The sequence below is a fragment of the Streptomyces sp. SAJ15 genome, from assembly GCF_007595705.1.
GTDB lineage: Bacteria > Actinomycetota > Actinomycetes > Streptomycetales > Streptomycetaceae > Streptomyces.
In genome coordinates, this window is record NZ_NISY01000001.1 from 531,672 (window position 1) to 554,927 (window position 23,256).

The window sequence follows — 23,256 nt, forward strand, 5'->3', positions numbered from 1 at the left end:
TGAGGGGTCGGATGATCAAATGAGCGCGGTCGGCACCGGATGAGCTGTGCATCCGGGTCGCAGCCCCCAAGGGGTAGCTGTCTCCATATCGGATATACGTGCACATATCCGCCCAAACCCTCAAGACATCACGCCGGAACACCCATCCGGCGGAACGGAGCGATCGTGGCGCGCAGCAATGCGGCTCCCCTCACCCCTGGCACCCTTCCCACCCGCCACCAGGAGCTGATCGCCTGGGTCGAGGAGATCGCCGCCCTCACCCAGCCCGACGAGATCGTGTGGTGTGACGGGTCCGAGTCCGAGTACGAGCGCCTGTGCGAGGAGCTCGTCGCCAAGGGCACCTTCAAGCGGCTCGACCCGATCAAGCGCCCCAACTCGTACTACGCCGCGTCCGACCCCAGCGATGTGGCGCGCGTCGAGGACCGGACCTTCATCTGCTCCGAGAAGGAGGAGGACGCCGGTCCGACCAACCACTGGAAGAGCCCGGCCGAGATGCGCGAGGTCTTCGCCGGCGAGAAGGGCGTCTTCCGCGGTTCGATGCGCGGCCGCACGATGTACGTCGTGCCCTTCTGCATGGGGCCGCTGGGCTCGCCGCTGTCCGCCATCGGCGTCGAGATCACCGACTCGGCGTATGTCGCCGTCTCCATGCGCACCATGACCCGGATGGGCCAGCCGGTCCTCGACGAGCTCGGCGAGGACGGCTTCTTCGTCCGCGCGGTGCACACCCTCGGCGCCCCGCTGGAGCCCGGGCAGGCCGACGTCCCGTGGCCGTGCAACACCACCAAGTACATCTCGCACTTCCCCGAGAGCCGCGAGATCTGGTCCTACGGCTCCGGCTACGGCGGCAACGCGCTGCTGGGCAAGAAGTGCTACGCGCTGCGCATCGCCTCCGTCATGGCGCGGGACGAGGGCTGGCTCGCCGAGCACATGCTGATCCTCAAGCTGACCCCGCCGCAGGGCGAGGCCGCCGGCCCGAAGTACATCGCCGCCGCCTTCCCCTCCGCCTGCGGCAAGACCAACCTCGCCATGCTGGAGCCCACGATCCCCGGCTGGACCGTGGAGACCATCGGCGACGACATCGCCTGGATGCGCTTCGGCGAGGACGGCCGGCTGTACGCGATCAACCCCGAGGCGGGCTTCTTCGGCGTCGCGCCGGGCACCGGCGAGCACACCAACGCCAACGCCATGAAGACCCTGTGGGGCAACTCGGTCTTCACCAACGTCGCGCTCACCGACGACGGCGACGTGTGGTGGGAGGGCATGACCGAGGAGAAGCCCGCTCATCTGACGGACTGGAAGGGCAACGACTGGACCCCGGACAGCGAGACCCCGGCGGCCCACCCCAACGCCCGGTTCACCGTCCCGGCCGGGCAGTGCCCGATCATCGCGCCCGAGTGGGAGGACCCCAAGGGCGTGCCGATCTCGGCCATCCTCTTCGGCGGCCGGCGCGCCAGCGCCGTCCCGCTGGTCACCGAGTCCTTCGACTGGCAGCACGGCGTCTTCCTCGGCGCCAACGTCGCCAGCGAGAAGACCGCCGCCGCCGAGGGCAAGGTGGGCGAGCTGCGCCGGGACCCGTTCGCCATGCTGCCGTTCTGCGGCTACAACATGGGCGACTACATGGGCCACTGGGTCAAGGTCGGCAAGGACGCCGACGCGGCCAAGCTGCCGAAGATCTACTACGTCAACTGGTTCCGCAAGGACGACGCCGGCCGCTTCGTCTGGCCCGGCTTCGGCGAGAACAGCCGGGTGCTGAAGTGGATCGTCGAGCGCCTGGAAGGGAAGGCCGAGGGCGTCGAGACCCCGATCGGCATCCTGCCGACGCGGGACGCGCTGGACACCGAGGGCCTGGACCTGGCCGAGGCCGACCTCGACTTCCTGCTCACCGTGGACAAGGAAGTCTGGCGTGAGGAGGCGGCGCTGGTCCCCGAGCACCTCAACACCTTCGGCGACCACACGCCCAAGGAGATGTGGGACGAGTACCGCGCGCTGGTCGAGCGTCTGGGCTAGACGCCACACCGGGCCACCCGCCCGGACCCGGGTCGGGCGGGCCGGGCGGGTGAGGTCGAGGCGGGGTCCCGCGCACCGCGCGGGGCCCCGCCCCAGCCTGTGCGCCTAGGCCGCCAGGCCGATCGCCGAGGCGTGGGAGGTCATGCGCTCCGCCGCCAGGGCCGCGCCCTGGTGGTCGGCGAGCGAGGTGGCGACGACCAGGGCCTGGCCGGCCAGGGTGTGGGCGCGCTGGTGGAGCGCGGTGAGGCGCGCCGGGGCGTCGGTCCCGGCGCCGGGCGTCGGCGCGGCCCGCAGCGGCGCCCGCCCGGCGCGCAGCCGCGCCACCTGCGCGGCGACCCGCCGGGCGGCGTCGTCGAGGGCCGGGTCGGGCGCCAGGGCGCGCAGCTCGTCGGTCACGGTCAGCAGCGCCGTCAGATGCCCGGCGAGCCTGATCTCCAGCTCCTCCTCGCGGGAGCGGTGCGGAAAGTCGGGCACGGCGGCCATGGCGTGGACCGACTTGGTGCGGATCGGTTCGTACATGGATGGCCTCCAAAGGTTCAGGAGGCCATCCTAACTTAGACGCTGTCTAAAGTTGAGTCTGCTACAGCGATCTCTTCGGCTGCGGAGCGTCACCGGGGTACGGCGAAGGCCCGGCCGGAAGGGCCGGGCCTCGATCGTCGCGAGCGTTCGCGGAACGCTACGGCTGGCCGTAGCCGTCCAGGAAGTTACCGATCCGGGTCACCGCGTCGGCCAGGTCCTTGGCCGCCGGGAGGGTGACGATGCGGAAGTGGTCCGGCTCGGGCCAGTTGAAGCCGGTGCCGTGCACGATCATGATCTTCTCGGCGCGCAGCAGGTCCAGCACCATCTGGCGGTCGTCCTTGATCTTGTAGACCGCCGGGTCGAGCCTGGGGAAGGCGTACAGCGCGCCCTTGGGCTTCACGCAGCTGACCCCGGGAATCTGGGTGAGCAGCTCGTACGCCACGTCGCGCTGCTCCAGCAGCCGGCCGCCCGGCAGGGTCAGGTCGTGGATCGACTGCCGGCCGCCGAGGGCGGTGGCGATCCCGTGCTGGGCCGGCATGTTGGCGCACAGCCGCATGTTGGCCAGGATGGTCAGGCCCTCGATGTAGCTGGCGGCGTGCGCCTTGGGGCCGCAGACCGCCAGCCAGCCGCTGCGGTAGCCGGCCACCCGGTACGCCTTGGACATGCCGTTGAAGGTCAGGGTCAGCAGGTCGGGGGCGATGGCGGCGGTGGGGGTGTGGGTGACGTCGTCGTAGAGGATCTTGTCGTAGATCTCGTCGGAGCAGACGATCAGGTTGTGCCGGCGGGCGATCTCGGTGATCCCGCGCAGCAGCTCGTCGTCGTAGACCGCGCCCGTGGGGTTGTTCGGGTTGATGACGACGATGGCCTTGGTGCGGTCGGTGACCTTGCGCTCGATGTCGGCCAGGTCCGGGTACCAGTCGGCCTGCTCGTCGCACCGGTAGTGCACCGCCGTGCCGCCGGCGAGCGAGACCGAGGCCGTCCACAGCGGATAGTCGGGGGCCGGGACGAGCACCTCGTCGCCGTCGTCGAGCAGCGCCTGCATCGACATCTGGATCAGCTCGGAGACGCCGTTGCCGAGGTAGACGTCCTCGACGTCCAGCTCGATGCCCTTGGTCTCGTAGTGCTGCACCACCGCGCGCCGGGCGGACAGCAGCCCCTTCGCGTCGCCGTAGCCGTGCGCGTCGCCGAGGTTGCGCAGCATGTCCTCGAGGATCTCCGGCGGGCAGTCGAAGCCGAAGGCCGCCGGGTTGCCGGTGTTGAGCTTGAGGATGCGGTGACCTGCCGCTTCCAGTCGCATCGCCTCCTCAAGCACCGGACCCCGGATCTCGTAGCAGACATTGGCGAGCTTCGTGGACTGGATCACCTGCATGTCGGCCACCTTACGGGGGCGCTCCGGGCCCCGCGCGGTGTTTCTCGCCACCCGGAGCCGTGGGCGGAACTCAGAATTCCGCCGGGCGCGCCGCTCCCCGCCCCCGCGCGGTCCGGCGTACCGTGCGCCCCGCGAGCGCATCCGTACGGCGTCCGCCTTCGATGACCAAGCGTCCCGCGATCAGGACATAAGGGATGCCGGTTGGAAGGGCCCGAGGAGCTTCGAAAGTGGCGCCGGTCGCGACGGCGTCGGAACCGAAGAGCACCAGGTCGGCGCGGTGGCTCTCGCCGGATCAGGCCCCGATCCGGCAGCCGCGGCCGGGCCGCCGTACGGGACGTGAGATGCGCCACGCACTCCTCCAGGGACAGCACCCCGGCTCCCGGACGCCTCTCATGGGAGAGGCCGTCGCGAAGGTCGGAGGCCGCCGGGGCGCCCCGGCGGCGGCCGGTGCGCCCCGGAGGGCACGGAGCGCGGCAAAAGAATCAGAAGAAGGTGCGGATGTAGTCCGTCACCGTGCCGTCCGCCTCCACCAGCGGGATCAGCGGCCACTTCTCGAAGGTCGTGCACGGGTGCGACAGGCCGAGCGCCACCCAGTCGCCGACCTCCAGCTCCGCCCCGGCCGCCTCCTCCGCGCCCTCCTCGATGCGCAGCCACGCGTGTTGGTCCGAGAGGCCGCTGACGGTGATGCCGGTGGCCGGCCGCACCTCGCCGGTCCGCGCGGAGCGCACCAGCCGCGGCGCGGGCAGGTGCAGGTCGTACGCGACGTCCCGCTTGCCCGCGTTGACGAACGCCTGCTCCGCGGTGGGCCGGGAGATCACCTGCGCCCACAGCCGGAAGGCCGGGTGCAGGGCGCCCTCCTCGGGGACCCGGTTGAAGGGCGTCCGCTCCTCGTAGTGGCCGTCGTCATGGGAGATGTACGCGCCGGACCGCAGCAGCTTGAAGACCGGGCGGGACAGGGTGGGGATCTCGGCGAAGACGTCCGCGACCGCGTCGAACCACTCGCTGCCGCCCGCGCTCACGACGATCTCGTCCCGCTCGCCCAGCTCCGCGAAGTGGCCCGCCTTGTCCAGGTCGGCGGCGAGCGCGACCAGCCGGCGCAGCCAGGCCCGCACCCGCTCGCCGTCGGCCTGCGGCACCTGGGCCTCGTATCCGGCGACGCCCACCAGCCGCAGCGTGGGCGCGGCCGCCACCGCGGCCGCGACCGCCGCGCCCTCCGCCTCGGTGCGCACGCCGGTGCGCGCGACCTCGCCCGCTCCCAGCTCGATGACCACCTCGACCGGGCGCCGGGCTGCGGCCTCGCGTAGCGCCGCGTCCATCAGCTCGACGCCGCGCACCGAGTCGACGTAGAGGACGCAGCGGAAGTCGGGGTCGGCGTCGAGCTCCGCCGCCAGCCAGGCCAGGGCCGCCGCGTCCACCACCTCGTTGGCGAGGAAGATCCGCTGTACGCCGAAGGCGCGGTAGACGCGCACCTGGTGCGGGACGGCGGCGGTGATGCCCCAGGCGCCCCGCTCCAGCTGACGCGCGAACAGCTCGGGCGCCATGGTGGTCTTGCCGTGCGGGGCGAAGGCGAGCTCGTGCCGCTCCGCGTAGGTCTCCATCAGCGCCAGGTTGTGCTCCAGCGCCTCGGCGGACAGGGCCAGCACGGGGGTGGTGAAGCCGCCGCTGAACAGCGAGCGACGCTCGGCGGCGAGCTCCCCGACGGTCAGCCCGTCGGCGTTCGGCGGGAGCCCCTTGAAGCGGTGGTCCACCCGGGTGTCGGCCAGGGCGCCGGCCAGCCGGGCGACGCGCTGCGCGTCGCCGTCGTCCGCGGGCTTCTCGGTGGAGTGCGCGGCGGAGTGCCCGGCGGAGTGCGCGGCGGCCAAGGGAGCCTCCCATAAGAGCTGAATTGCACCATGTGCGACGGTCATTGCATGTGTCGCTTATGGCTGTCTAACATCCCGGCAAGTGCCAGGTCAACGGCGGTCCCGCCCGCGCGGGAGCGCGGTTCCGGGGCCCCTCGGCGACACCGAGCGGCCCGGTGCGGGGCCGCCCGCCTTCGCCACGCGGCGAGACGGGCGGCCGGTCGCCGCTACGGCCAGCGGACGACGGTCCGCCCGCACGGCTGGCGGCAGGCGGGTGCGTCGTCGGGCGGCGGGTGCCCGGCCAGGGCGTGGCACAGCGCCGCGTGGAGCTGCTCCGCCTCGGCGGCCGTCAGCGTCAGCGGGGCCACGGCGACGGGCTTCCCCGCGTGGCTGATCGGGAACGACAGCGTGACGTCGCCCTCTTCGGTGCGGCTGGGACGTCGTTCGGGCACGGGCCCGATACGCCAGCGCGACGACGGCAGGCTCATCGCCACACCCCCGGCTCGAACCGGTATGGGCGCGTGATGATCTCCCGATAGGCGAGGTGCCCGGGGTGGGCTTTCAGGTGCGCCACGGCCCACTCCGTGCCGCCCTCACCACTGCCGTGCGGCGCGCTGTGGTCCCCGCAGTCCGCGCACTGCATGGTGAACGAGTGTGGTTCGGCCTCCGGCCGGCGGTCCAGGCCGATGGTGTGCTCGCGAAACCGGTACGTGACGCGCCGCGCGCCGCTCTGGGGCCCCAGGTGCCGGCGGATCCGCTCGGCCAGATCGTCCCCGCGCCGACCGAGATCGGCGAGGCTGGGCTGCTCCCGGTCCCTGTCCTGTCGCTCCCCGCTCACCGGACCACCGCCGCTACTCGCATGCGGCGCGGCATGGCGTGCCGGGGCCCGCCGGCCCGGTGCCGCCCGGGCGGGGGCAGAAGCAAGCCCAGCAGCGGTTCGAAGATCGTTCGGATATGGTCTCTCACGTCGTCAACTCCCTTGAAGTTGATGGCCACGCCCCGGGGCCGGCTGCACGGTCGCCGGGGTCTTCTGCGTCCCGGCACCCCATTGAGGCGGGTGTGACTGTGTGTAGTGCAAGCGTTGCGCGCTGCGCGTACGCTCGCTAGAGGGAGAAGCTGGACTGGCTCAACCGTCCAAAGCGCAAGGGGAGTTCCGTTGAGCGTCGAGAGTGACTACGTAAACCCGAGTGACCCGACTTCCTCACCACTGGCGCACTTCGGTGCCGAGGTACGCCTGGAGCGCGAGCGGAACGGCTTGTCCCGGCAGGAGCTGGGCAAGGAGGCGCACTGTGGGTACTCGCTCGTCGCGAAGATCGAAGCGGGCCAGCGCGTGCCCACGCTGGACTTCGCCGAGGCATGTGACCGGCTGTTCCCGCACTCGGGTGGCCGGTTCGCCAGGCTGGCGCCGCTGGTGCTGCGCTACGCGTACCCGCCGTGGTTCCGCAAGTACGTCGAGCTGGAGGGCAACGCGTCGGCCATCCGCATGTTCCACTGCCAACTTGTCCCTGGGATCGCGCAGACGGAGGACTACGCCCGAGCCATCTTCCGTGGAGCCCGCGCGAGCAACGTCGAGGACCTTGTGACAGCGCGCATGGAGCGGCAGCGCGTCCTCACCCGCGAGGTCCCGCCCGCGCTCTGGATGATCCTTGACGAGGTGATCCTCAAGCGAACCATCGGCGATGCCCGCATCATGCGAGAGCAGCTCAAACGGCTTCGCGACCTGGCGGAAACCCCGCCGCACATGGTCCAGATCGTGCCGGAAGCGAAGAGTGCCTACTCGTGTTGGTGCGGCCCGCTCACAGTCCTGTCGTTCGATGAGGGCGCCGACGTCGTGCACGTGGATGGCGTCCCGAAGGGCTACCTGCTCGTCGAAACGGAAGACGTCGCCGAGGCGAACCGCGCCTACGATCTCCTCCAGGCATCGGCACTGCCGCCATACGAGTCGGCCCCTCTCATTGACTCCATCTTGAAGGACACGCACTGATGACCAGCCCAACCCGCATACATGAATCCGCCTGGCGCAAGTCCAGCTATAGCTACGGCAACGGGGGCGAATGCGTCGAGGTGGCTGACGGCATCCCCGGTGTCGTCCCCGTCCGCGACAGCAAGCACCCAGACGGCCCGGCCCTCGTGTTCAGCGCCGCCGCCTGGGCGTCCTTCGTCGGGGCCGTCGGGCGCGGCGAGACGCCGGCTCGCTGAACCACCCCAGCAGCCACCAAGGAGGGCGGCCCCGAGCGCGGGGCCGCCCCCCTGTCACGTACGAGCGTGCGTCACCTCGCCGCGCAGTACTGCTGCTCCTTGCCGATGGACCGGTACATGCAGTCCGCGTTCTCCAGCAGTTGGAGCACCGCGTCCCGGTTCCGGGCGGTCTCCCGCTCGATCACCTCGTCGGGCGGGTAGAAGCCGCCGCCCCCGCCGCGCGGGTACATCTCGAAGGTGTAGCCGAAGATCTTCTGGTTGCCCCACAGCCAGTCGTCGATGGTGCCGTCGGTGATGTAGAGGTCGCTGGACTGCTCGGGGGTGTAGCCGTTGCTGGCGGCCATCTTGCGGCCGACGGTGGCGAAGGCGTCGTGGTCGTCCTGGGTCAGGCCCGGGGCGGTGTCGTTGTACGTGTAGCCGAACGGCCAGAGCACCAGTTCGCTGTAGGTGTGGAAGTCGATCGCCGCCTTGATCTGCTGCTTCCCGCCGACCACCCGGGTGCGCACGAAGTCGGCGACGACCTTCACCTCGGGGGCGGACTCGGCGGCGGTGCCGCGGTAGGTGTCGGAGCCGGTCGAGCCGGAGGAGCCGCCGCAGCAGCCCCACTTGAAGTTCCAGTTGCGGTTCATGTCGGTGCCGACCGAGGAGGAGCCGGAGTTGGGCTGCCGGTTCTTGCGCCAGCTGCGGTAGGAGCCGGTGGCGATGTCGTACTCGCCGCCGTCCGGGTTGAGGTCCGGCACGATCCAGATCTCGCGGCCGTTGACGGCGCCGGTGACCCGGGAGTCCTTCCCGTAGCCCTGGGTGAACTCGCGGAGCAGGTACAGCGCCATCTCCACCGTGAGGTGCTCGCGGGCGTGCTGGTGGTGGGTGAACAGCACCTCGGGCTCGGCCTCGTCGGTGCCCACGTTGTCGCTGATCTTGAGGGCGACGAGGTCGCGGCCCTGGTACGACTTGCCGATCACGCGCTTGCTCAGGATGTTCGGGTACTTCGCGACCGCGGCGTCGATCTCGGCGGTCATCTCCGCGTAGGTGTGGTACTTCGAGTCGGCGGGCGGGAAGTCGAAGGGGCGTACGGCCTTGCCGCCGGTGCGGGCCGGGGGCCCGGGCAGCGCGGTCAGCCGGTGGCCGAGCGCCCGTAGCGCCCTGGCCTGGGCGGCGTCGGCGGTGATCACCAGGGAGCGGGCGTCCACCTCGTCGATGGAGACGCCGGTGGAGGCGATGGCGGTGCGCTGGGCGGCGGTGGTCCGGCCCGCCACCTCGTACTGCCGCTGCGTCTCCTCGGCCCGGGTCGTGGGGGACGCCGGCGCAGGGTCGGAGTCGTCGGCCTGGGCGACGAGCGGCGCGCCGAGCGCGAGTGCGAGCACGGCCGCCAGCGCGGTGGCGCGTCTGCCGGCCCTTCCGCGTATGCGAAGTCGCATGAGGTCTCCTGAGGGGGGTGAAAGGTGCGACTGCGCTCAGTGTTCGGCCATGGGCATGACAGGGTCAAGAGTGGCGGGGTGCTCGGAATCCGCCAACTTCCGTCCGGCTTCCGTGCGTTGGATTGCCGCACGGCCCGCCGAGACCAACAATGCGCATGTCAAAACCGAACCACTTCGGTGTGGAGAGGAACCCCCCATGAAGAGACCTCTCGTCGGTGCGCTCGCGACGCTGCTCCTCGCCGGCGCCTCACTCGTCGGCGCGGGCACCGCCCAGGCCGTCGCCCCGAACCCCGCCCCCGACCGGGCCCCGGCCGCCCAGCGCGCGGAGGCCAAGGGCAAGGCCGTCGACTTCGCCGGCACGGTGGCGCTGAGCAACTGTTCCGGTTCGGTGGTGCGGCTGCCGAACTCCGTCGACACCGACCCCGCCCTCGTCCTGTCCAACGGTCACTGCCTGGAGGGCGGGATGCCCGCCGCGGGCCAGGTCATCGTCGACCGGGCCTCCAGCCGGTCCTTCACCCTGCTCAACTCCTCCGGAAGCGGCGTCGGAACGCTGCGCGCCACCAAGGTCGCGTACGCCACCATGACCGACACCGACATATCGCTGTACCAGCTGAGCTCCACCTACGCCCAGATCAAGCAGCGCTACAAGATCGACGCGCTGAGCCTCTCCGCCGACCACCCGGTGCGGGGCACCGCCATCAAGGTGGTGTCGGGATACTGGAAGCGGATCTACACCTGCGACATCGACGGCTTCGTGTACCGGATGCGTGAGGGCTCGTGGACCTGGAAGGACTCGGTCCGCTACACCCCCTCCTGCAACACCATCGGCGGCACCTCCGGCTCGCCCGTCGTCGACGCCGCCACCGGCAAGGTCGTCGCCGTGAACAACACGGGCAACGAGGACGGCGAGCGGTGCACGGTCAACAACCCGTGCGAGGTCGACGAGAGCGGCAATGTCACGGTCCGCCGGGGCATCAACTACGCCCAGCAGACCTATCTCGTCGCCGCCTGCGTCGGCACCGGAAACAAGATCGACCTCAACCGGCCGGGCTGCGTGCTGCCCCGGCCCTGACCCGTCGCCTGACGAAGGTGCCCGCCCCTCGCGGGGCGGGCACCGTGGCGCGTCGGGGCGGACCCTCCGCTACGGCAGTCCGTGGACATGCGGGCCGACCGCGCCCGACCAGGTGTTGCCGGCGGTGGCGTCCCAGTTGGTGGACCAGGTCATCGCGCCGCGCAGCCCCGGATAGGTCTTCGCGGGCTTGAAGGAGCCGCAGCCGGTGCCCCGGGTGAGGCAGTCCAGCGCGTTGTTCACCACCGACGGGGCGACGTGGCCGCCGCCGGCCGCGCGGGTGGACGCGGGGGTGCCGAGCCCGACCTGGGACGGGTCGAGTCCCCCTTCGAGCTGGACGCAGGCCAGGGCGGTGAGGAAGTCCACGGTGCCCTGGGAGTAGACCTTGCCGTCGCAGCCCAGCATGGAACCGCTGTTGTAGTACTGCGTGTTGACGACGGTCAGGATGTCCTTGATGTTGAGCGCGGTCCGGAAGTACGCGTTGGACGTCGACTGCATGTCGATGGTCTGCGGGGCCATGGTGATGACCAGCTTCGGCCCGGCCTTCTGCGACAGCGAGCGCAGCGCCTGGGTCATGTAGGTGGCGTTGAGGCCGTTCTCCAGGTCGATGTCGACCCCGTCGAAGCCGTACTCCCGCATCAGCGCGTGGACGCTGTCGGCGAAGTTGGCGGCGGAGGCGGCGTCGTTGACGCCGACCGTGCCGCGCTCGCCGCCGACCGAGATGATCACCGACTTGCCCGCCGCCTGTTTGGCCCTGATGTCGGCCTTGAACTGGGCGACCGTGTAGCCGCCGAGCCCGGCCGAGTCGAGGTTGAAGGTGACGGCCCCGGGCCGGCTGGTGGCGTCGGCGAAGGCCACCGCGATGATGTCGTAGTTCGGCTGGACGTCGCTGAGCCGCTGCACGGTGGCGCCGTTGTCGAAGTTCTGCCAGTAGCCGGTCACCGCGTGCCGGGGCACGGTCGGCCCGCCGCCGCCCTCCGTGGTCGTCGCCGTGACCGGGGCGGACTTCGGCGACTCGCCGGCGGCGTTGGTCGCGGTCACCTCGAACCGGTACGAGGTCTTGGGCGTCAGTCCGGTCACCGTCGCCGAGGTCCCGCTCACCGCCCGCACCTTCGTCCCGTCGCGGTAGACGTGGTAGCCGGTGGCCCCGCCGACCGGGCTCCAGGACAGGTCGACCGAGGTGGCGGTGGCGGTGCCCGCCGCCAGGCCGGTGGGCGCGCCGGGTATCGGCTCGCCGGGGTCGCCCCCGCCCGGCCCGCTCAGGCTGATGTCGTCCGCGTGGTACGCCGGCTGCCCGTACCAGCCGTGGGTGTAGACGGTCACCGAGGTGGTGTTCGGGCCGGTGGTGAAGGACGTGGACAGCTGCTGCCAGCCGGGCGCGGAGGCGGTCCAGGTCGACACGTCGGTGGTCCCGGTGCCGCCGGCGCCCAGATAGACGTACGAGCCCTGGACCCAGGCGCTGAGGGTGTACGAGGAGCCGGGCTCGACGCTCACCGTCTGGGAGCACCGGGCGTTGTCGGTACCGGCCGGCGTCGCCTTCAGCGCGGCCGAGCCGCCGTGTACCGGGCTGCCGACCGTGGTGCCGCTGTCGCCCGAACAGGTCCAGGCGCTCAGGCCGTTCTCGAAGCCCGGGTTCCGGGCGAGGTTGGGGTCGGCCGCGGCGCGGGCCGGCCCGCCGAGCGCGACGAGGCCCGCGACCGCCAGGGTGCCGGCGGCACCGGCCGCCAGGGCCCGGGTCAGTCGTCGGCGGACGAGGGCGGCTGCGGGGAATCCGGCGCGTGGCGCACGGTCCATGACTGCCTCCGTGGGGGAGTGGTGATGCGGGGGGTGAAGGAGAGGAACTCGCTTACGGTGGCCACCGTTTGGCCGATAAAGTTGGTCCAGACCAATCGGGTTGTCAAGGCTTGTGGACGAGACCGTTGGCCTGTTCTCTCCCGCCGCATTCGTGGATAAAGTGCTGCTGCACCAGCACAGGGCAGTATCGACCTGCGGCCGCCGCTCGCCCCGGCGCCCGAAGTGAACGGGGTAGCCGACGTGCCCACCGCGATTGCCGTCACCAGCCGGGAGTTGGTGCTGCCACCGACCTTCGGTCACGCGCTGCCGGACGGTCAGACGCCGTCCGGCGTCGTCCTGCCGCACCCCGACGCCCAGTCCCTGGACACCGCGCTCGCCGAGACCGCCGCCCTCCTCGACCAGCAGGGCTATCTGGTGGTGCTCTACCCCGCCGCGTCCCCCGCGCCCCTGGTGCGGCGGCTGCACACCGTGCGCTCCCTGCTGGAGAGCGACCGCATCGCGCTGCTCGCCCTGGACCTGCCACCGCTGGCGGTGGGCGTGCTCGCCCGACAACTGCGCCAGCTCTCCGTCGCCGACTTCAGCCCCGGGGTACTGGGCTGCGCGGCCCGGCTGCTGGCGCACTACATCCACGCGGGCGCCCAACTCGGCTCGGTCGCCCGTCTCGACCGGGTGCCCGTCGGGCTGGGCTCACACGTCAGGTCCTGGGTGCCCGGCACCCGGTTCGGGGTGATCGCCCACCCCACCCCGCGGCTGGTCACGGTGGGCGGCGGGGCGGACGAGCCGCCCGCCCCCGGCTACGCCACCCAGCTGACGCTCGCCCGCGGACAGCACGGCGGCCACGGCGCCGACTGGATCACCGGCACGCTGGCCTCCGGCTGGCGGGTCACCGGTGTCCAGGAGGTGGAGCTGCCCGGCGAGTCGCCCCGCTGGTGGGGCACCGGCCGGCTGACCGAGTTCGCCGCGGCCATTCCCGACCTGTCCGTCCTCTACCAGCTGGTGGCCTCCGTACGGCGGGAGGAGTGCCACTGGTGCGGCCTCGAACTCATCGGGGACCGCTGCGCGTTCTGCTCCTGCCCGGTGCCCCGCTCCGACCCGGCGCCCGCCCTCGCCCCGGCCGCCCGACCCGCCCTGACCAGCCACTGACGTCCCGTTCCCGAACGAGGTTGCCCGTCCATGAATGCTCGCCAGCGCCGCGGAGTGATCCTGCTGCTCCTGTCGGTCCTGTGCGCCGTCGGCGCGTTCGCCGGAGTGCTGTCCGTGATCAACGACGTGGAGTCGAAGGTCGGCCCCGAGACCACCGCGTACAAGCTCAAGACGGACATCCCCGCCTACGAGACGCTGGACGCGGGCGAGTTCGAGAAGGTCTCCATGCCCGAGCGATGGCTGCCGGACACCGCCGTCACCGACCTCGCCGAGCTCCGCGGGAAGATCGCCGTCACCCCGCTGCGCAAGGGCTCGCTGCTCCAGGCCGACATGATCGTGGATCGCCCCGCCCTCCGAGCGGGCCAGCAGGAGATCGCCATCATGATCGACGCGGCCACCGGCGTCGCGGGCAAGATCAGGCCGGGGGACCAGGTCAACATCTACGCCACCTTCGAGGGCCGGAAGCAGGACGACAAGCCGGTCTCCAAGCTCATCGTCTCGACCGCCCGGGTCATCGACGTCGGCGAGCTCACCGCCCTGGAGCCGGACCGCGACGAGCGCCGCCGGCTGGACAAGGCGGTGCCCATCACCTTCGCCCTGGACACCCGGGACGCCCAGCGGGTCGCCTACGCCGAGTCCTTCGCCTCCCATGTCCGACTGGCGCTCATCGCCCCCGGAGGCGCCCCCGACCCCGTCGACCCCGCCGACCGCACGTACACCCTCGACGCCGACAAGTAGCAGGAGGCGGCCACGGTGACCATCACAATCCTTCCGGCTGTCGGCGAACCGGACGCCGCCCGCGCGGTCGGCGGACTGCTCGGCCAGCTCCCCGACGTCGAGCCGCTCGCCCCGGTCGGCGACTCGACCCGACTGCTGGACACGCTCGCCTCGCTGGCCGCGGCCTCGGTGGAGGAGCTGCCGCAGGTCGTGCTGGTGCACGAGCGGATCGGACCGGTGCCGGCGCTGGAGCTGATCCGCGAGGTGGCGCTGCGCTTCCCGGCCGTGGGCGTGGTGCTGATGACCGCGGACGCCGGCCCCGCGCTCTACTCCGCCGCCATGGACTCCGGCGCCCGCGGGCTGGCCGCGCTGCCCCTGACCTACGACGAGCTGGCCGCGCGCGTGCACGCCGCGGCCCAGTGGGCCCGGGGGGTCCGCCGCCATCTGGGAGGCGGCGGCGACCCGCTGGCCGCGGCCCGACCGGGCGGGCGGCTGGTCGCCGTCGTCGGCGCCAAGGGCGGCGTCGGCACCACCGTCACCGCCGTCCAACTGGCCCTCGCCGCCCGGTCCGCCGGCCGCAGCGTGGCGCTGGTCGACATGGACCTCCAGTCCGGGGACATCGCCTCCTACCTCGATGTGCAGTTCCGCCGCTCCATCGCCGACCTGGCGCAGATCGCCGACATCACTCCGCGCGTGCTCCAGGAGGCGGTCTTCACCCACCAGACCGGGCTCGGGCTGCTGCTGGCGCCTGGGGAGGGCGAGCGCGGCGAGGAGGTCGGCGAGACCGCGGCCCGCCAGATCATCGGCGCGCTGCGGGCCCGCTTCGAGGTCGTCGTCGTGGACTGTGGCACGCAGATCACCACGGCCGGCGCCGCCACCATCGAGATCGCGGACACCGCGCTGCTGGTCACCACCCCGGACGTGGTCGCCGTGCGCGCCACCAAGCGGATGGTCCGACTCTGGGACCGGCTCCAGATCCGCAAGGCGGAGGAGACCCTCACCCTGGTCAACCGGCACACCCGCGGCGCCGAGATCCAACCCGCCCTGGTGGAGCGGGCCACCGGCACCCGGTGCGCCCGCACCTGCGTCCCCGCCGGCTACAAGGAGCTGCAACCGGCCGTCGACTCCGGCCGGATGCACGACCTCGATGCCAAGTCCACGGTCCGACAGGCGCTGTGGGGGCTGGCCGGGGAGCTCGGCCTGGTCGACCCGGCCGCGGCCACCGGCGGCGGCCGCGGCCACCGCGGCGGCCACGCCGGGCCGGCCGACCGCTCCCTGCCGGGGCTGCGCCGGCGCCGCGCCCTGGGCGCGGGCCCCGGCGCGGGCGGCGCCCCGGCCCCGGACCCGCGCGCCGGCACCGGTCCCGAGGCCCTCACCCAGGTGCCCGGCAACGGCCGCTTCGGCCGCCGCCGGGGCGGCGACCGCGGACAGGTCACCGTCGAGTTCATCGGCGTACTGCCGGTGATCCTCGTCGTGCTCATCGCCATCTGGCAGTGCGTCCTGGTCGGCTACACCTACTCCCTGGCCGGCAACGCCGCCGACGCGGGCGCCCGCGCCGCCGCGGTGGGCGAGGACTGCGCGGCCGCCGCCACCGAGGACCTCCCCGACGCCTGGACCGCGGACGTCTCCTGCGGCGCCGTGGACGGCGACGTCCGAAGGGTCACCGTCGACCTGAAGGTCCCCCTTCTCTTCCCCGGCGCCGTCGACTTCCCCTGGCACGTCACGGGCTCCGCCGGCGCGGTCGAGGAGGCCGGGCGATGACGGCGCGACGACGGCCTCGGCGGGCGGTGGATCGGGGGGAGGCCCGCACCCGGCGGCCGGGCGCGCGGCAGGGCGGGGGCGCGCCCCGCGCGGCGGGCTTCCCGCGGCGGTGGGACCGCGCCGCGCGGGACCGGGGCATGGCCTCCATCGAGCTGATCGGCTTCCTGCCGCTGCTGTTGGTGATCGCGCTCGCCGGGGTGCAGCTGGGCCTGGCCGCCTACGCCGCGCAGCAGGCGGGCACGGCGGCCCGGGCGGCCGCCCGCACCGCCTCCCTGGACGACCCGGTGAGCAGTCCGGGCGCGGCGGGCCGGGCGGCGGTCAGCGGCTGGCTGGCCGACGACACCAGCATCGACTGGAGCTCCTGCGACGGGAGCGCGGAGGCGCACGCCACCGTCACGGTCCGGATCCCGCGGCTGCTGCCCGGCATCGGGCTCGACGAGGCACGACGGGAGGCCACCATGCCCTGCCCGGCGGACGAGGCCCTGACGGGCGACGCACTGACGGGCGGGGGACTGGCGGACGGTGGATCGACGGGCAGGGGGTCGACGGCCGGCGGACCGTCGGAGGCAGGACCGTCGGACGGTGGACTGTCGGACGGTGGGCTGTCGGACGGAGGAGGGGACGCATGAGCCTGCGGTCGAGGATCGCGGCCCCCGAGGGCCCGGCCGAGGGGCGCCAGGACGGCCGGCTGGTCGCCGTCTACCGCACCAAGCTGCTGGAGGAGATCGACCTCGCGGAGATGTCCTCGCTGGCCGCCGCCGACCGGCGGTCCCGGCTGGAACGGGTGCTGGGGCACATCATCAGCCGCGAGGGCCCGGTGCTGTCCACCGCCGAACGCGCCCAGCTGATCCGCCGGGTGGTGGACGAGGCGCTGGGCCTCGGCGTGCTGGAGCCGCTGCTGGAGGACGCCTCCATCACCGAGATCATGGTCAACGGCCCGGACCAGATCTTCGTGGAGCGGGCGGGCCGCATGGAGCGGGTCCCGGTCCGCTTCGCCTCCCCCGAGCAGCTGATGCAGACCATCGAGCGGATCGTCTCCACCGTCAACCGTCGCGTCGACGAGTCCAACCCGATGGTGGACGCCCGACTGCCGTCCGGCGAACGGGTCAACGTCATCCTGCCGCCGCTCTCCCTGACCGGCGCCACCCTCACCATCCGGCGTTTCCCCCGCGTCTACACCCTGCGCGAACTGATCGGCATGGGCACCCTGGACGAGCAGATGCTGCTGCTGTTGGCGGCGCTGGTGCGGGCCCGTTTCAACATCGTCGTCTCCGGCCCCACCGGAGCGGGGAAGACGACCCTCCTCAACGCGCTCTCCGGGCTGATCCCCGAGGGCGAGCGGATCATCACCGTCGAGGACGCCGCCGAGCTCCAGCTCCAACAGCCGCACGTCATCCGGCTGGAGTCCCGTCCCCCGAACGTCGAGGGCAAGGGCCGGATCACCATCCGCGACCTGGTGCGCAACTCGCTGCGCATGCGCCCCGACCGGATCATCGTCGGCGAGGTGCGCGGCGGGGAGACGCTCGACATGCTCCAGGCCATGTCCACCGGCCACGACGGCTCGCTGGCGACGGTGCACGCCAACAGCGCCGAGGACGCGCTGATGCGGCTGCAGACGCTCGCCTCCATGTCGGACGTCGCCATCCCGTACGAGGCGCTGCGCGACCAGATCAACAGCGCCGTCGACTGCGTCGTCCAGCTGGCCCGACACGCCGACGGCACCCGCAAGGTGAGCGAGATCGCCCTGCTCGACTCGCACGGCCACGAGGAGTACCGCATCACCACCGTCGCCCGCTTCCGCCCCGAGCCGATGGGCGCCGACCGCACCATCCGCGGCCGCTTCGACCACTTCCCGCTGCCCGAGCGCCTCGCCGACCGACTGCGGCTGGCCAACGAGCCGGTACCGGCGGCCTTCGGGGTCGCCGCCCTCCCGGCGGAGCTGACGACCCGCGCCGCGCCGGGCCGCGGAACGTACGACGGGCCGGGGGGTCACCGTGGCTGACCCGGCCCTGCTGACCGTGGGCGGCACCCTGCTGAGCGGTGCGCTGGCCGTCGTGGGCGTCCAGACCTACGCCTCCGGGCGGGCCCAGCGGCAGGCGCTGATCGAGCGGCTCTCGGACGCGGGGCCGGCGCCCCGCGCCGGACACCGGCGCCGCTTCGCCCGGCTGGACCGCAGGCTGCGCGCCACCGCCGTCGGCCGGCGGCTGGAGCGGCGGCTGGCGGCGACGGGCCTGACCACGAGCCCCGCCGAGTTCGTCGTCTACACGGCGAGCGCGGCGGCCGGGCTGTGGCTGATCGCGGCCACCGCGCTCGCGGCCTTCTTCGGGCCGATCGCCGCACTGGTCGCCGTGTGGTCGGCGTTCGCCTTCCTCACCTGGCAACGACAGAAGCGGATCGAACGGTTCATCAACCAACTGCCGGAGCTGGCACGGATCCTGGCCAACGCCACCCAGGCGGGCCTGGCGCTGCGCACGGCGCTGGGCATGGCGGCCGACGAGATGGACGCTCCGGCCGGGGAGGAGCTGGCCAAGGTGGCCGCGAAGCTGGCCGTCGGGCACTCCGTCGACGAGGCGCTGGGCGAGCTGGCCGACCGACTGCCCTCCCGCGAGCTGGTCGTACTGGTCACGACCCTGGTGCTCTCCCACCGCGCGGGCGGCACGGTCGTCACCTCGCTGCGCAACCTCACCCAGACCCTGGAGGAGCGCAAGGAGACCCGTCGGGAGGTGCGCACCCAGCTGTCCCAGGTCACCGCCACCGCCTATGTGGTGCCGCTGATGGGCGTCGGCACGCTGCTGCTGATGGACAGGATCTCGACCGGGTCGATCGAGCGGATGACCGACAGCTTCTGGGGCCAGGCGGCCGTGGTGGTCGCCTTCGGGCTGTACGGGACGGGGTTCTTCCTGATCCGCCGCCTGTCGAAGATCGATGTGTAGCGGGGGAGCGCGAAGACGATGGGACTGATCCTGGCCCTGGCGATGGCCCTGTCGGTGGCGGGCGTCGCGTACGGGGTCGCGCTCTACCGCGGCGAGGCCAAGCTGCCGAGCGACCTGGCGGTGGCGCTGGAGGTCGGCTCGACGCGGACCACGGTGGTCGGCTCGGCGGTGGACCGGCTGGGCATGCGCTACGCCCCGCTGGTGCTGCGGCTGATGGGCGAGCGCCGGGTCGCCAAGGTCCGCCGTCGCATCGACCGGGCGGGCAACCCCGGCGGCCTGACGGTGGACCGCTACGCGGCCCGGAGGGCGGTCTACGGGGCACTCGGCTTCGGCGGCGCCCTGGTGATGCTGGCCGAGGGTCAGCTCCTGCTGGCGCTGCTGCTGTGCGCCTTCGGGCTGTTCTGGATCGAGGTGGGGATCTGGGCGGCGGTGCGGGAGCGGAAGGACGCGATCGAGCGCACCCTGCCGGACTTCCTCGACGTGCTGGCGGTGGTCGTCAGCGCGGGCCTGAGCTTCCGCCAGGCACTCGATCGGGTGGCGGAGCGGTACGAGGGGCCGTGGGCCGACGAGCTGCGGATCACCCTCCGCCAGATGGACATGGGCGTGAGCCGTCGCCAGGCGTTCGAGGAACTACGCAAACGCAACGACTCCGAGCAGGTGGCCCAGTTCGTGACGGCGCTCCAGCAGGGCGAGGACCTCGGTGCGCCGATCGTCGACACGCTGATCGCCATCGCCAACGACATGCGCCGCACCGACGCGCAGAACGCCCGCCGCCGCGCCGCCCGCGCGGTGCCCAAAGCCACCGTCATCATCACCACGTTCATGGTGCCGGGCACGGTGATCCTGCTGATCGCCGGCTTCTTCATCGGATCCGGCACCAACTTCGGCGACATCACGGGGGAATGACGCATGCACACCGCAGCGAGAGGAACACTCCATGATGCCCCCCGTCGCACCGCAGGCCACGCCGCACACCTCCCAACACACCTCTCCCCACCACGATCAGCTGCGCTCTTCGGCGGCGGTCTCGAAACCGTTTCCATTGAGACAAGAACCTTCGCGTATGCAACGGGGTATGGCACAGTCGTCTACGGAACACCCGGAAGGGGGTGAGAGGGGTGGACCACGCTGACCCGGCCCGCCGGCCACGGTTCGAACATCCCTGGAGCGGAAAGCAATGCCCCCGCGTGCCCTGTTCCGCGGCCGGTGTTCGGGCGTACTTTGCTCGTGTCGCCAGCGGCGCCACGGGGGGCGGAGCGCCGGCCCACAGGGGGGCGGCCACGCGTGGAGGGGAATGCGATGGGAAAGCGTACGGTGCGGAACGACCGGTGGCGGAACCGTCTGACGGTCCGCCTGACGGACCGGGGCCAGACCTCGGTCGAGTATCTGGGCGTCATCGCCGTGGTGGTGGCCATCGCCATGGTGTTGATCACCACGGACTTCGGAAGCATGATCGCCAGCGCGATCTCGGAAGAGATCCGGAAGATCACCGGTTGATCGACCGGGTGACCGCTCGCCCCGGCCGTGACGCGGGGCAGGCGTTCCCCATCTACCTCACCGCGGTTGCCGGGTTACTCTTCCTCGCCCTCGCCTTCTTCGCGGTGGGTCAGGCCGGGGCCACCAGGAACGGCGGCCAGACCGCCGCCGACGCCGCCGCGTTGGCGGCCGCGCAGAGCTACCGCGACCAGCTGCGGGTGGCGCTCCTGGACGCGATCGCGCGCGACACCCCCTGGGACGACATCCTGGACGCCAGGTTCGAGGTTCCCGAGGATCCCTGCGCCGACGCCGAGTGGTTCGCGGGGAAGAACGACGCGCGGCTGCGCGCGTGCGACCCGGGCTACCTGCCGGTGTCCTTCGCCGTCAGTGTGGAGACACTGCACACCGTAGGGAAGTCGGTCATCCCCGGCACCGAGGACAAGCGGGCGACGGCCGGCGCCAAGGCGGTCGTGGAGCCGCGCTGTGTCCACGAACCGTCCGAGACACCTACCGAGCCTGCTCCCAGCGAGAGCGATGGCGAGGACGGCGGGGACGCCGGGGATGACGACAAGGACGAGCCCACGGAAGAGGAGTCTTCGATTCGCCTCCTGTGCGAAGGCGCTGAGGTGGAGATCGACCCTGATCACCCTGAGGACTTCCCCGAGGGAAAGGACCTGTTCACCGTGAAACTGACCCGTTGATCAGCCGACCGTCGATCGATACGCGAAGGACTGCGCACTCATGAGTATGCGGCGTACGACGAAGCCTCTCAGGGGCGTGTTCATGGTGGCGGTCGCGACCACCGCAGCCCTGGCGCTGACCGGTTGCGGAGGCGGTGGTGACGAGGAGGGGGACGGCAAGGGCGGTAAACAAGGCGCGGAGTCCAAGAGGCCCTCCCGGCTCGCGGAGACCGATGGCGGTGAAGCCGTGTCCGACGGGACCGAGTCGATCGGAGAGCTGAAGGGGCCGAACGGTGTCACCGTCACGTTGGCGTCAGCCACGCGGGACAGCGGCGGATTCGTGACGGTCCAGGGGACGGTGACCAACCGCGGTACGAAGCCCTTCGACGCGCTGATGTGGCGGTCCAAGGAGACCGAGCTCAGGTCCCCCACCTCCGTTTCGGGAGCCTCTCTCGTCGACCAGGCGGGCAAGAAGCGGTATCTGGTCCTTCGTGACACGGACGGACAGTGCCTGTGCACCACAGGCTTGATGAACATCAAGCCCAACGAAAGTCGACCCATCTTCGCCCAGTTCCCCGCCCCGCCGGACGATGTCAGCACGGTCGACTTCCAACTCCCCACCATGCCGTCCGTCAGCATCGAGATCTCCGGGTGAACCGCTGATGTCGAGGAACCGCATCCGCTCCCAGGCGGCCGTCGCCGCCCTCGCCGCCACGCTCCTGCTCGCCGTCCCGTCGCCCGCCGCCCACGCCGACGGCGGCCCCGGCGCCCCCGCCGACACCACGCCTCCTGTGGAGATCGACGCCGACGACGCCGATCTGCGGCTGAAGGAGGGCGCCGAGCTGGCCCCCGGCCGTGTCCTCGACATCAAGGTCGTCGTGGAGACCGCCACCGGCGACGAGCGGCGCGAGGACACCAACACCAGGGTGAAGTTCGCCCTCCAGGCCGAGGTCCTCTTCGACAAGAACAGCGCGAGGCTCTCGCGCGAGGCCAGCGCGCGCATCAAGGTGATCGCCGACGAGGTCGAGGAGCAGGGCGCCACCACCGTCCGCGTCTTCGGCTTCACCGACAACCTGGGCTCCTCCGCCCACGGCGACGACCTCTCCAAGGAACGCGCCAACGCGGTCCAGCGGGAACTGTCCAAGAGCCTCGACTCCACGGTCGACTACCAGATCCGCGGCTACGGCGAGCAGTACCCGATCGCGGACAACGCGACCGAGGAGGGGCGCAGGAAGAACCGGCGGGTGGAGGTCAGCTTCTCGCGGGACGGGTAGTCCGTCAGCCTCCTCCCGATGGAGCCAGGGGGCGGGTCGCTCGGGATGTAATGGATCGGGTGGTCTAAAACGTGTTAGGCTGGGCGCATGGCACGACCGAGGACGTTCGACGAGCAGCGTGCGGTCGACGCCGCGATGGGGGCGTTCTGGGCCGCCGGGTACGAGGCGACGTCGACTCAGGAGCTGTGCGAGGCGACGGGGCTGGGACGCAGCTCGATCTACAACACCTTCAAGAGCAAGCACGACCTCTTCCGCCGGGCCTTCGCCCGCTATGTCGAGCTGCGCGCCGAGCAGCAGGCCGAACTGCTGGGATCCGACCTGTCGGCGCGCGAGAAGATCCGCACGATGATGACCGACATCGTCGCCGAGGTGTACGGCGAGAGCGACGTCGACTGGGTGGCGGCGTCGACCGGGCGCGGCTGCTTCTTCGTCAACACCGCGATCGAGCTGTCGGGCCGTGATCCGGAGATCGCCGAGCTGCTGAAGAGGGACTACCAGGCGCGCTTCGAGGCGTTTCGCGCCGTGATCGAGTCCGGGCAGCGCGCCGGCGACCTCGACCGGGGCGGCGACCCGGGCCGGCTGGCGCACTTTCTGATCGCCACCATCAGCGGGCTGCGTGTCTCCGCCCAGGCCGGCTGTGACCGGGCCGGGCTGGAGGGCGCCGTGGAGACCGCCCTCGCGGCCCTCTGACCGCACCGGCCGTCAGCCCGGCTCGACCGTGAGCCGTACGCCCCTCCGCACACCCCACCCCGCCATCGCCCCCGCCGCCGCCTCCAGTACGTGGCGCGCCCGCGGCCGTGGCAGGCCGAGTCGGCCCGGGCGCATGGTCCGTACGGACAGCACGGTCAGCTCCCGGTCGAGATAGGCGACGTCGATGGGGAAGCGCATACGGAAGGTGTGGACCCCGCCCGCCGGGGTCAGCAGCAGCGCGCCGTCCAGGCCGTCGCGACCCAGCAGGCCCCGGGTGCGGGCCCGGTAGGACGCGGCGATCTCCAGCGGTACGGCACCCGTCGGCACGTGCAGCGTTCCGGCGCCGTCCTGCCACGCTCGCCCCAT

Annotated in this window: 24 protein-coding genes and 1 pseudogene; 16 read left to right on the forward strand and 9 right to left on the reverse strand. The window is 71.8% G+C overall.

Annotated features, from left to right (window positions below; translation table 11 throughout):
• The first annotated feature begins 165 nt into the window (after window positions 1–165).
• Window positions 166–2,007, forward strand: coding sequence for a phosphoenolpyruvate carboxykinase (GTP) (locus CD790_RS02325; RefSeq protein WP_144381253.1), 1,842 nt, complete (start codon window positions 166–168; stop codon window positions 2,005–2,007).
• A gap of 105 nt (window positions 2,008–2,112) precedes the next feature.
• On the opposite strand, the gene CD790_RS02330 is transcribed toward CD790_RS02325, so the two are convergent.
• The 6 genes and pseudogenes from CD790_RS02330 to CD790_RS36560 form a co-directional block, all read right to left on the reverse strand.
• A complete protein-coding gene (locus tag CD790_RS02330) occupies window positions 2,113–2,526 on the reverse strand; it encodes a hypothetical protein (RefSeq protein ID WP_144381254.1) in 414 nt (137 codons plus the stop codon).
• Window positions 2,527–2,683: 157 nt separating this feature from the next.
• A complete protein-coding gene (locus tag CD790_RS02335) occupies window positions 2,684–3,895 on the reverse strand; it encodes a pyridoxal phosphate-dependent aminotransferase (RefSeq protein ID WP_144381255.1) in 1,212 nt (403 codons plus the stop codon).
• Window positions 3,896–3,965: 70 nt separating this feature from the next.
• A pseudogene (locus CD790_RS35490) lies at window positions 3,966–4,269 on the reverse strand (amidohydrolase family protein); the annotation flags it as partial.
• A gap of 108 nt (window positions 4,270–4,377) precedes the next feature.
• Window positions 4,378–5,802: an alanine racemase gene (locus CD790_RS02345; RefSeq protein WP_144381256.1), complete on the reverse strand. Its 1,425-nt coding sequence runs from the start codon at window positions 5,800–5,802 to the stop codon at window positions 4,378–4,380.
• A 161-nt stretch (window positions 5,803–5,963) separates the two neighbouring features.
• Window positions 5,964–6,188: a hypothetical protein gene (locus CD790_RS02350; protein WP_260867281.1), complete on the reverse strand. Its 225-nt coding sequence runs from the start codon at window positions 6,186–6,188 to the stop codon at window positions 5,964–5,966.
• Between the two features lie 32 nt (window positions 6,189–6,220).
• The gene (locus CD790_RS36560) at window positions 6,221–6,574 is read right to left on the reverse strand and encodes a hypothetical protein (protein WP_313956452.1); all 354 of its coding nucleotides are present in this window, start codon (window positions 6,572–6,574) and stop codon (window positions 6,221–6,223) included.
• A 318-nt stretch (window positions 6,575–6,892) separates the two neighbouring features.
• Here CD790_RS36560 and CD790_RS02360 point away from each other — a divergent pair, with 318 nt between their 5' ends.
• Window positions 6,893–7,720: a helix-turn-helix transcriptional regulator gene (locus CD790_RS02360; protein WP_144381258.1), complete on the forward strand. Its 828-nt coding sequence runs from the start codon at window positions 6,893–6,895 to the stop codon at window positions 7,718–7,720.
• Complete coding sequence (locus CD790_RS02365; protein WP_144381259.1) at window positions 7,720–7,935, forward strand: DUF397 domain-containing protein; 216 nt, start codon at window positions 7,720–7,722, stop codon at window positions 7,933–7,935. Before CD790_RS02360 ends, CD790_RS02365 begins: the two co-directional genes overlap by 1 nt.
• Window positions 7,936–8,006: 71 nt before the next feature.
• On the opposite strand, the gene CD790_RS02370 is transcribed toward CD790_RS02365, so the two are convergent.
• Window positions 8,007–9,353 (reverse strand): M14 family metallopeptidase, encoded by a 1,347-nt coding sequence (locus CD790_RS02370; RefSeq protein WP_144381260.1) that lies wholly within the window; start codon window positions 9,351–9,353, stop codon window positions 8,007–8,009.
• A gap of 196 nt (window positions 9,354–9,549) precedes the next feature.
• Between CD790_RS02370 and CD790_RS02375 the strand changes: the two genes are divergently transcribed.
• Entirely contained in the window at window positions 9,550–10,425 is an 876-nt protein-coding gene (locus CD790_RS02375; RefSeq protein WP_144381261.1) for a serine protease, read from the forward strand.
• A gap of 69 nt (window positions 10,426–10,494) precedes the next feature.
• On the opposite strand, the gene CD790_RS02380 is transcribed toward CD790_RS02375, so the two are convergent.
• Entirely contained in the window at window positions 10,495–12,216 is a 1,722-nt protein-coding gene (locus CD790_RS02380) for a chitinase (RefSeq protein WP_144381262.1), read from the reverse strand.
• A gap of 240 nt (window positions 12,217–12,456) precedes the next feature.
• On the opposite strand from CD790_RS02380, the gene CD790_RS02385 reads away from it, so the two are divergent.
• The 12 genes from CD790_RS02385 to CD790_RS02440 all read left to right on the forward strand — a co-directional run bounded on the left by CD790_RS02385 (window position 12,457) and on the right by CD790_RS02440 (window position 22,890).
• Window positions 12,457–13,359: a hypothetical protein gene (locus CD790_RS02385; protein ID WP_144381263.1), complete on the forward strand. Its 903-nt coding sequence runs from the start codon at window positions 12,457–12,459 to the stop codon at window positions 13,357–13,359.
• 30 nt (window positions 13,360–13,389) lie between these two features.
• Window positions 13,390–14,097 (forward strand): Flp pilus assembly protein CpaB, encoded by a 708-nt coding sequence (gene cpaB / locus CD790_RS02390; RefSeq protein ID WP_144381264.1) that lies wholly within the window; start codon window positions 13,390–13,392, stop codon window positions 14,095–14,097.
• A 15-nt stretch (window positions 14,098–14,112) separates the two neighbouring features.
• On the forward strand, window positions 14,113–15,837 hold the full coding sequence (locus tag CD790_RS02395) for an AAA family ATPase (protein WP_144381265.1): 1,725 nt from the start codon (window positions 14,113–14,115) through the stop codon (window positions 15,835–15,837).
• On the forward strand, window positions 15,834–16,466 hold the full coding sequence (locus CD790_RS36565) for a TadE/TadG family type IV pilus assembly protein (protein ID WP_144381266.1): 633 nt from the start codon (window positions 15,834–15,836) through the stop codon (window positions 16,464–16,466). The genes CD790_RS02395 and CD790_RS36565 overlap by 4 nt, the downstream gene beginning before the upstream one ends.
• The gene (locus tag CD790_RS02405) at window positions 16,463–17,839 is read left to right on the forward strand and encodes a CpaF family protein (RefSeq protein ID WP_144381267.1); all 1,377 of its coding nucleotides are present in this window, start codon (window positions 16,463–16,465) and stop codon (window positions 17,837–17,839) included. Before CD790_RS36565 ends, CD790_RS02405 begins: the two co-directional genes overlap by 4 nt.
• Window positions 17,832–18,770, forward strand: a complete 939-nt coding sequence (locus CD790_RS02410) for a type II secretion system F family protein (RefSeq protein WP_144381268.1) — start codon at window positions 17,832–17,834, stop codon at window positions 18,768–18,770. The genes CD790_RS02405 and CD790_RS02410 overlap by 8 nt, the downstream gene beginning before the upstream one ends.
• Window positions 18,771–18,788: 18 nt before the next feature.
• Window positions 18,789–19,676 (forward strand): DUF5936 domain-containing protein, encoded by an 888-nt coding sequence (locus CD790_RS02415; protein WP_144381269.1) that lies wholly within the window; start codon window positions 18,789–18,791, stop codon window positions 19,674–19,676.
• Between the two features lie 393 nt (window positions 19,677–20,069).
• Complete coding sequence (locus tag CD790_RS02420) at window positions 20,070–20,267, forward strand: Flp family type IVb pilin (protein ID WP_144381270.1); 198 nt, start codon at window positions 20,070–20,072, stop codon at window positions 20,265–20,267.
• A gap of 8 nt (window positions 20,268–20,275) precedes the next feature.
• Entirely contained in the window at window positions 20,276–20,947 is a 672-nt protein-coding gene (locus tag CD790_RS02425; protein ID WP_260867282.1) for a pilus assembly protein TadG-related protein, read from the forward strand.
• Window positions 20,948–20,987: 40 nt separating this feature from the next.
• A complete protein-coding gene (locus tag CD790_RS02430) occupies window positions 20,988–21,581 on the forward strand; it encodes a hypothetical protein (RefSeq protein ID WP_144381271.1) in 594 nt (197 codons plus the stop codon).
• Between the two features lie 7 nt (window positions 21,582–21,588).
• On the forward strand, window positions 21,589–22,200 hold the full coding sequence (locus tag CD790_RS02435) for an OmpA family protein (protein WP_144381272.1): 612 nt from the start codon (window positions 21,589–21,591) through the stop codon (window positions 22,198–22,200).
• Between the two features lie 87 nt (window positions 22,201–22,287).
• Window positions 22,288–22,890, forward strand: coding sequence for a TetR/AcrR family transcriptional regulator (locus tag CD790_RS02440; RefSeq protein ID WP_144381273.1), 603 nt, complete (start codon window positions 22,288–22,290; stop codon window positions 22,888–22,890).
• 12 nt (window positions 22,891–22,902) lie between these two features.
• Here the strand turns inward: CD790_RS02440 and CD790_RS02445 are convergent, their stop codons facing one another.
• On the reverse strand, window positions 22,903–23,256 hold the full coding sequence (locus tag CD790_RS02445; RefSeq protein ID WP_144381274.1) for a DUF192 domain-containing protein: 354 nt from the start codon (window positions 23,254–23,256) through the stop codon (window positions 22,903–22,905).

Coding starts and splice junctions, on each gene's coding strand:
- CD790_RS02330 (WP_144381254.1), bottom strand. CDS start 2,526: ATGTACGAACCGATCCGCACCAAGTCGGTCCACGCCATGGCCGCCGTG.
- CD790_RS02335 (WP_144381255.1), bottom strand. CDS start 3,895: ATGCAGGTGATCCAGTCCACGAAGCTCGCCAATGTCTGCTACGAGATC.
- CD790_RS02345 (WP_144381256.1), bottom strand. CDS start 5,802: ATGACCGTCGCACATGGTGCAATTCAGCTCTTATGGGAGGCTCCCTTG.
- CD790_RS02365 (WP_144381259.1), top strand. CDS start 7,720: ATGACCAGCCCAACCCGCATACATGAATCCGCCTGGCGCAAGTCCAGC.
- CD790_RS02370 (WP_144381260.1), bottom strand. CDS start 9,353: ATGCGACTTCGCATACGCGGAAGGGCCGGCAGACGCGCCACCGCGCTG.
- CD790_RS02375 (WP_144381261.1), top strand. CDS start 9,550: ATGAAGAGACCTCTCGTCGGTGCGCTCGCGACGCTGCTCCTCGCCGGC.
- CD790_RS02380 (WP_144381262.1), bottom strand. CDS start 12,216: ATGGACCGTGCGCCACGCGCCGGATTCCCCGCAGCCGCCCTCGTCCGC.
- cpaB (WP_144381264.1), top strand. CDS start 13,390: ATGAATGCTCGCCAGCGCCGCGGAGTGATCCTGCTGCTCCTGTCGGTC.
- CD790_RS36565 (WP_144381266.1), top strand. CDS start 15,834: ATGACGGCGCGACGACGGCCTCGGCGGGCGGTGGATCGGGGGGAGGCC.
- CD790_RS02405 (WP_144381267.1), top strand. CDS start 16,463: ATGAGCCTGCGGTCGAGGATCGCGGCCCCCGAGGGCCCGGCCGAGGGG.
- CD790_RS02415 (WP_144381269.1), top strand. CDS start 18,789: ATGGGACTGATCCTGGCCCTGGCGATGGCCCTGTCGGTGGCGGGCGTC.
- CD790_RS02420 (WP_144381270.1), top strand. CDS start 20,070: ATGGGAAAGCGTACGGTGCGGAACGACCGGTGGCGGAACCGTCTGACG.
- CD790_RS02430 (WP_144381271.1), top strand. CDS start 20,988: ATGAGTATGCGGCGTACGACGAAGCCTCTCAGGGGCGTGTTCATGGTG.
- CD790_RS02435 (WP_144381272.1), top strand. CDS start 21,589: ATGTCGAGGAACCGCATCCGCTCCCAGGCGGCCGTCGCCGCCCTCGCC.
- CD790_RS02440 (WP_144381273.1), top strand. CDS start 22,288: ATGGCACGACCGAGGACGTTCGACGAGCAGCGTGCGGTCGACGCCGCG.
- CD790_RS02445 (WP_144381274.1), bottom strand. CDS start 23,256: ATGGGGCGAGCGTGGCAGGACGGCGCCGGAACGCTGCACGTGCCGACG.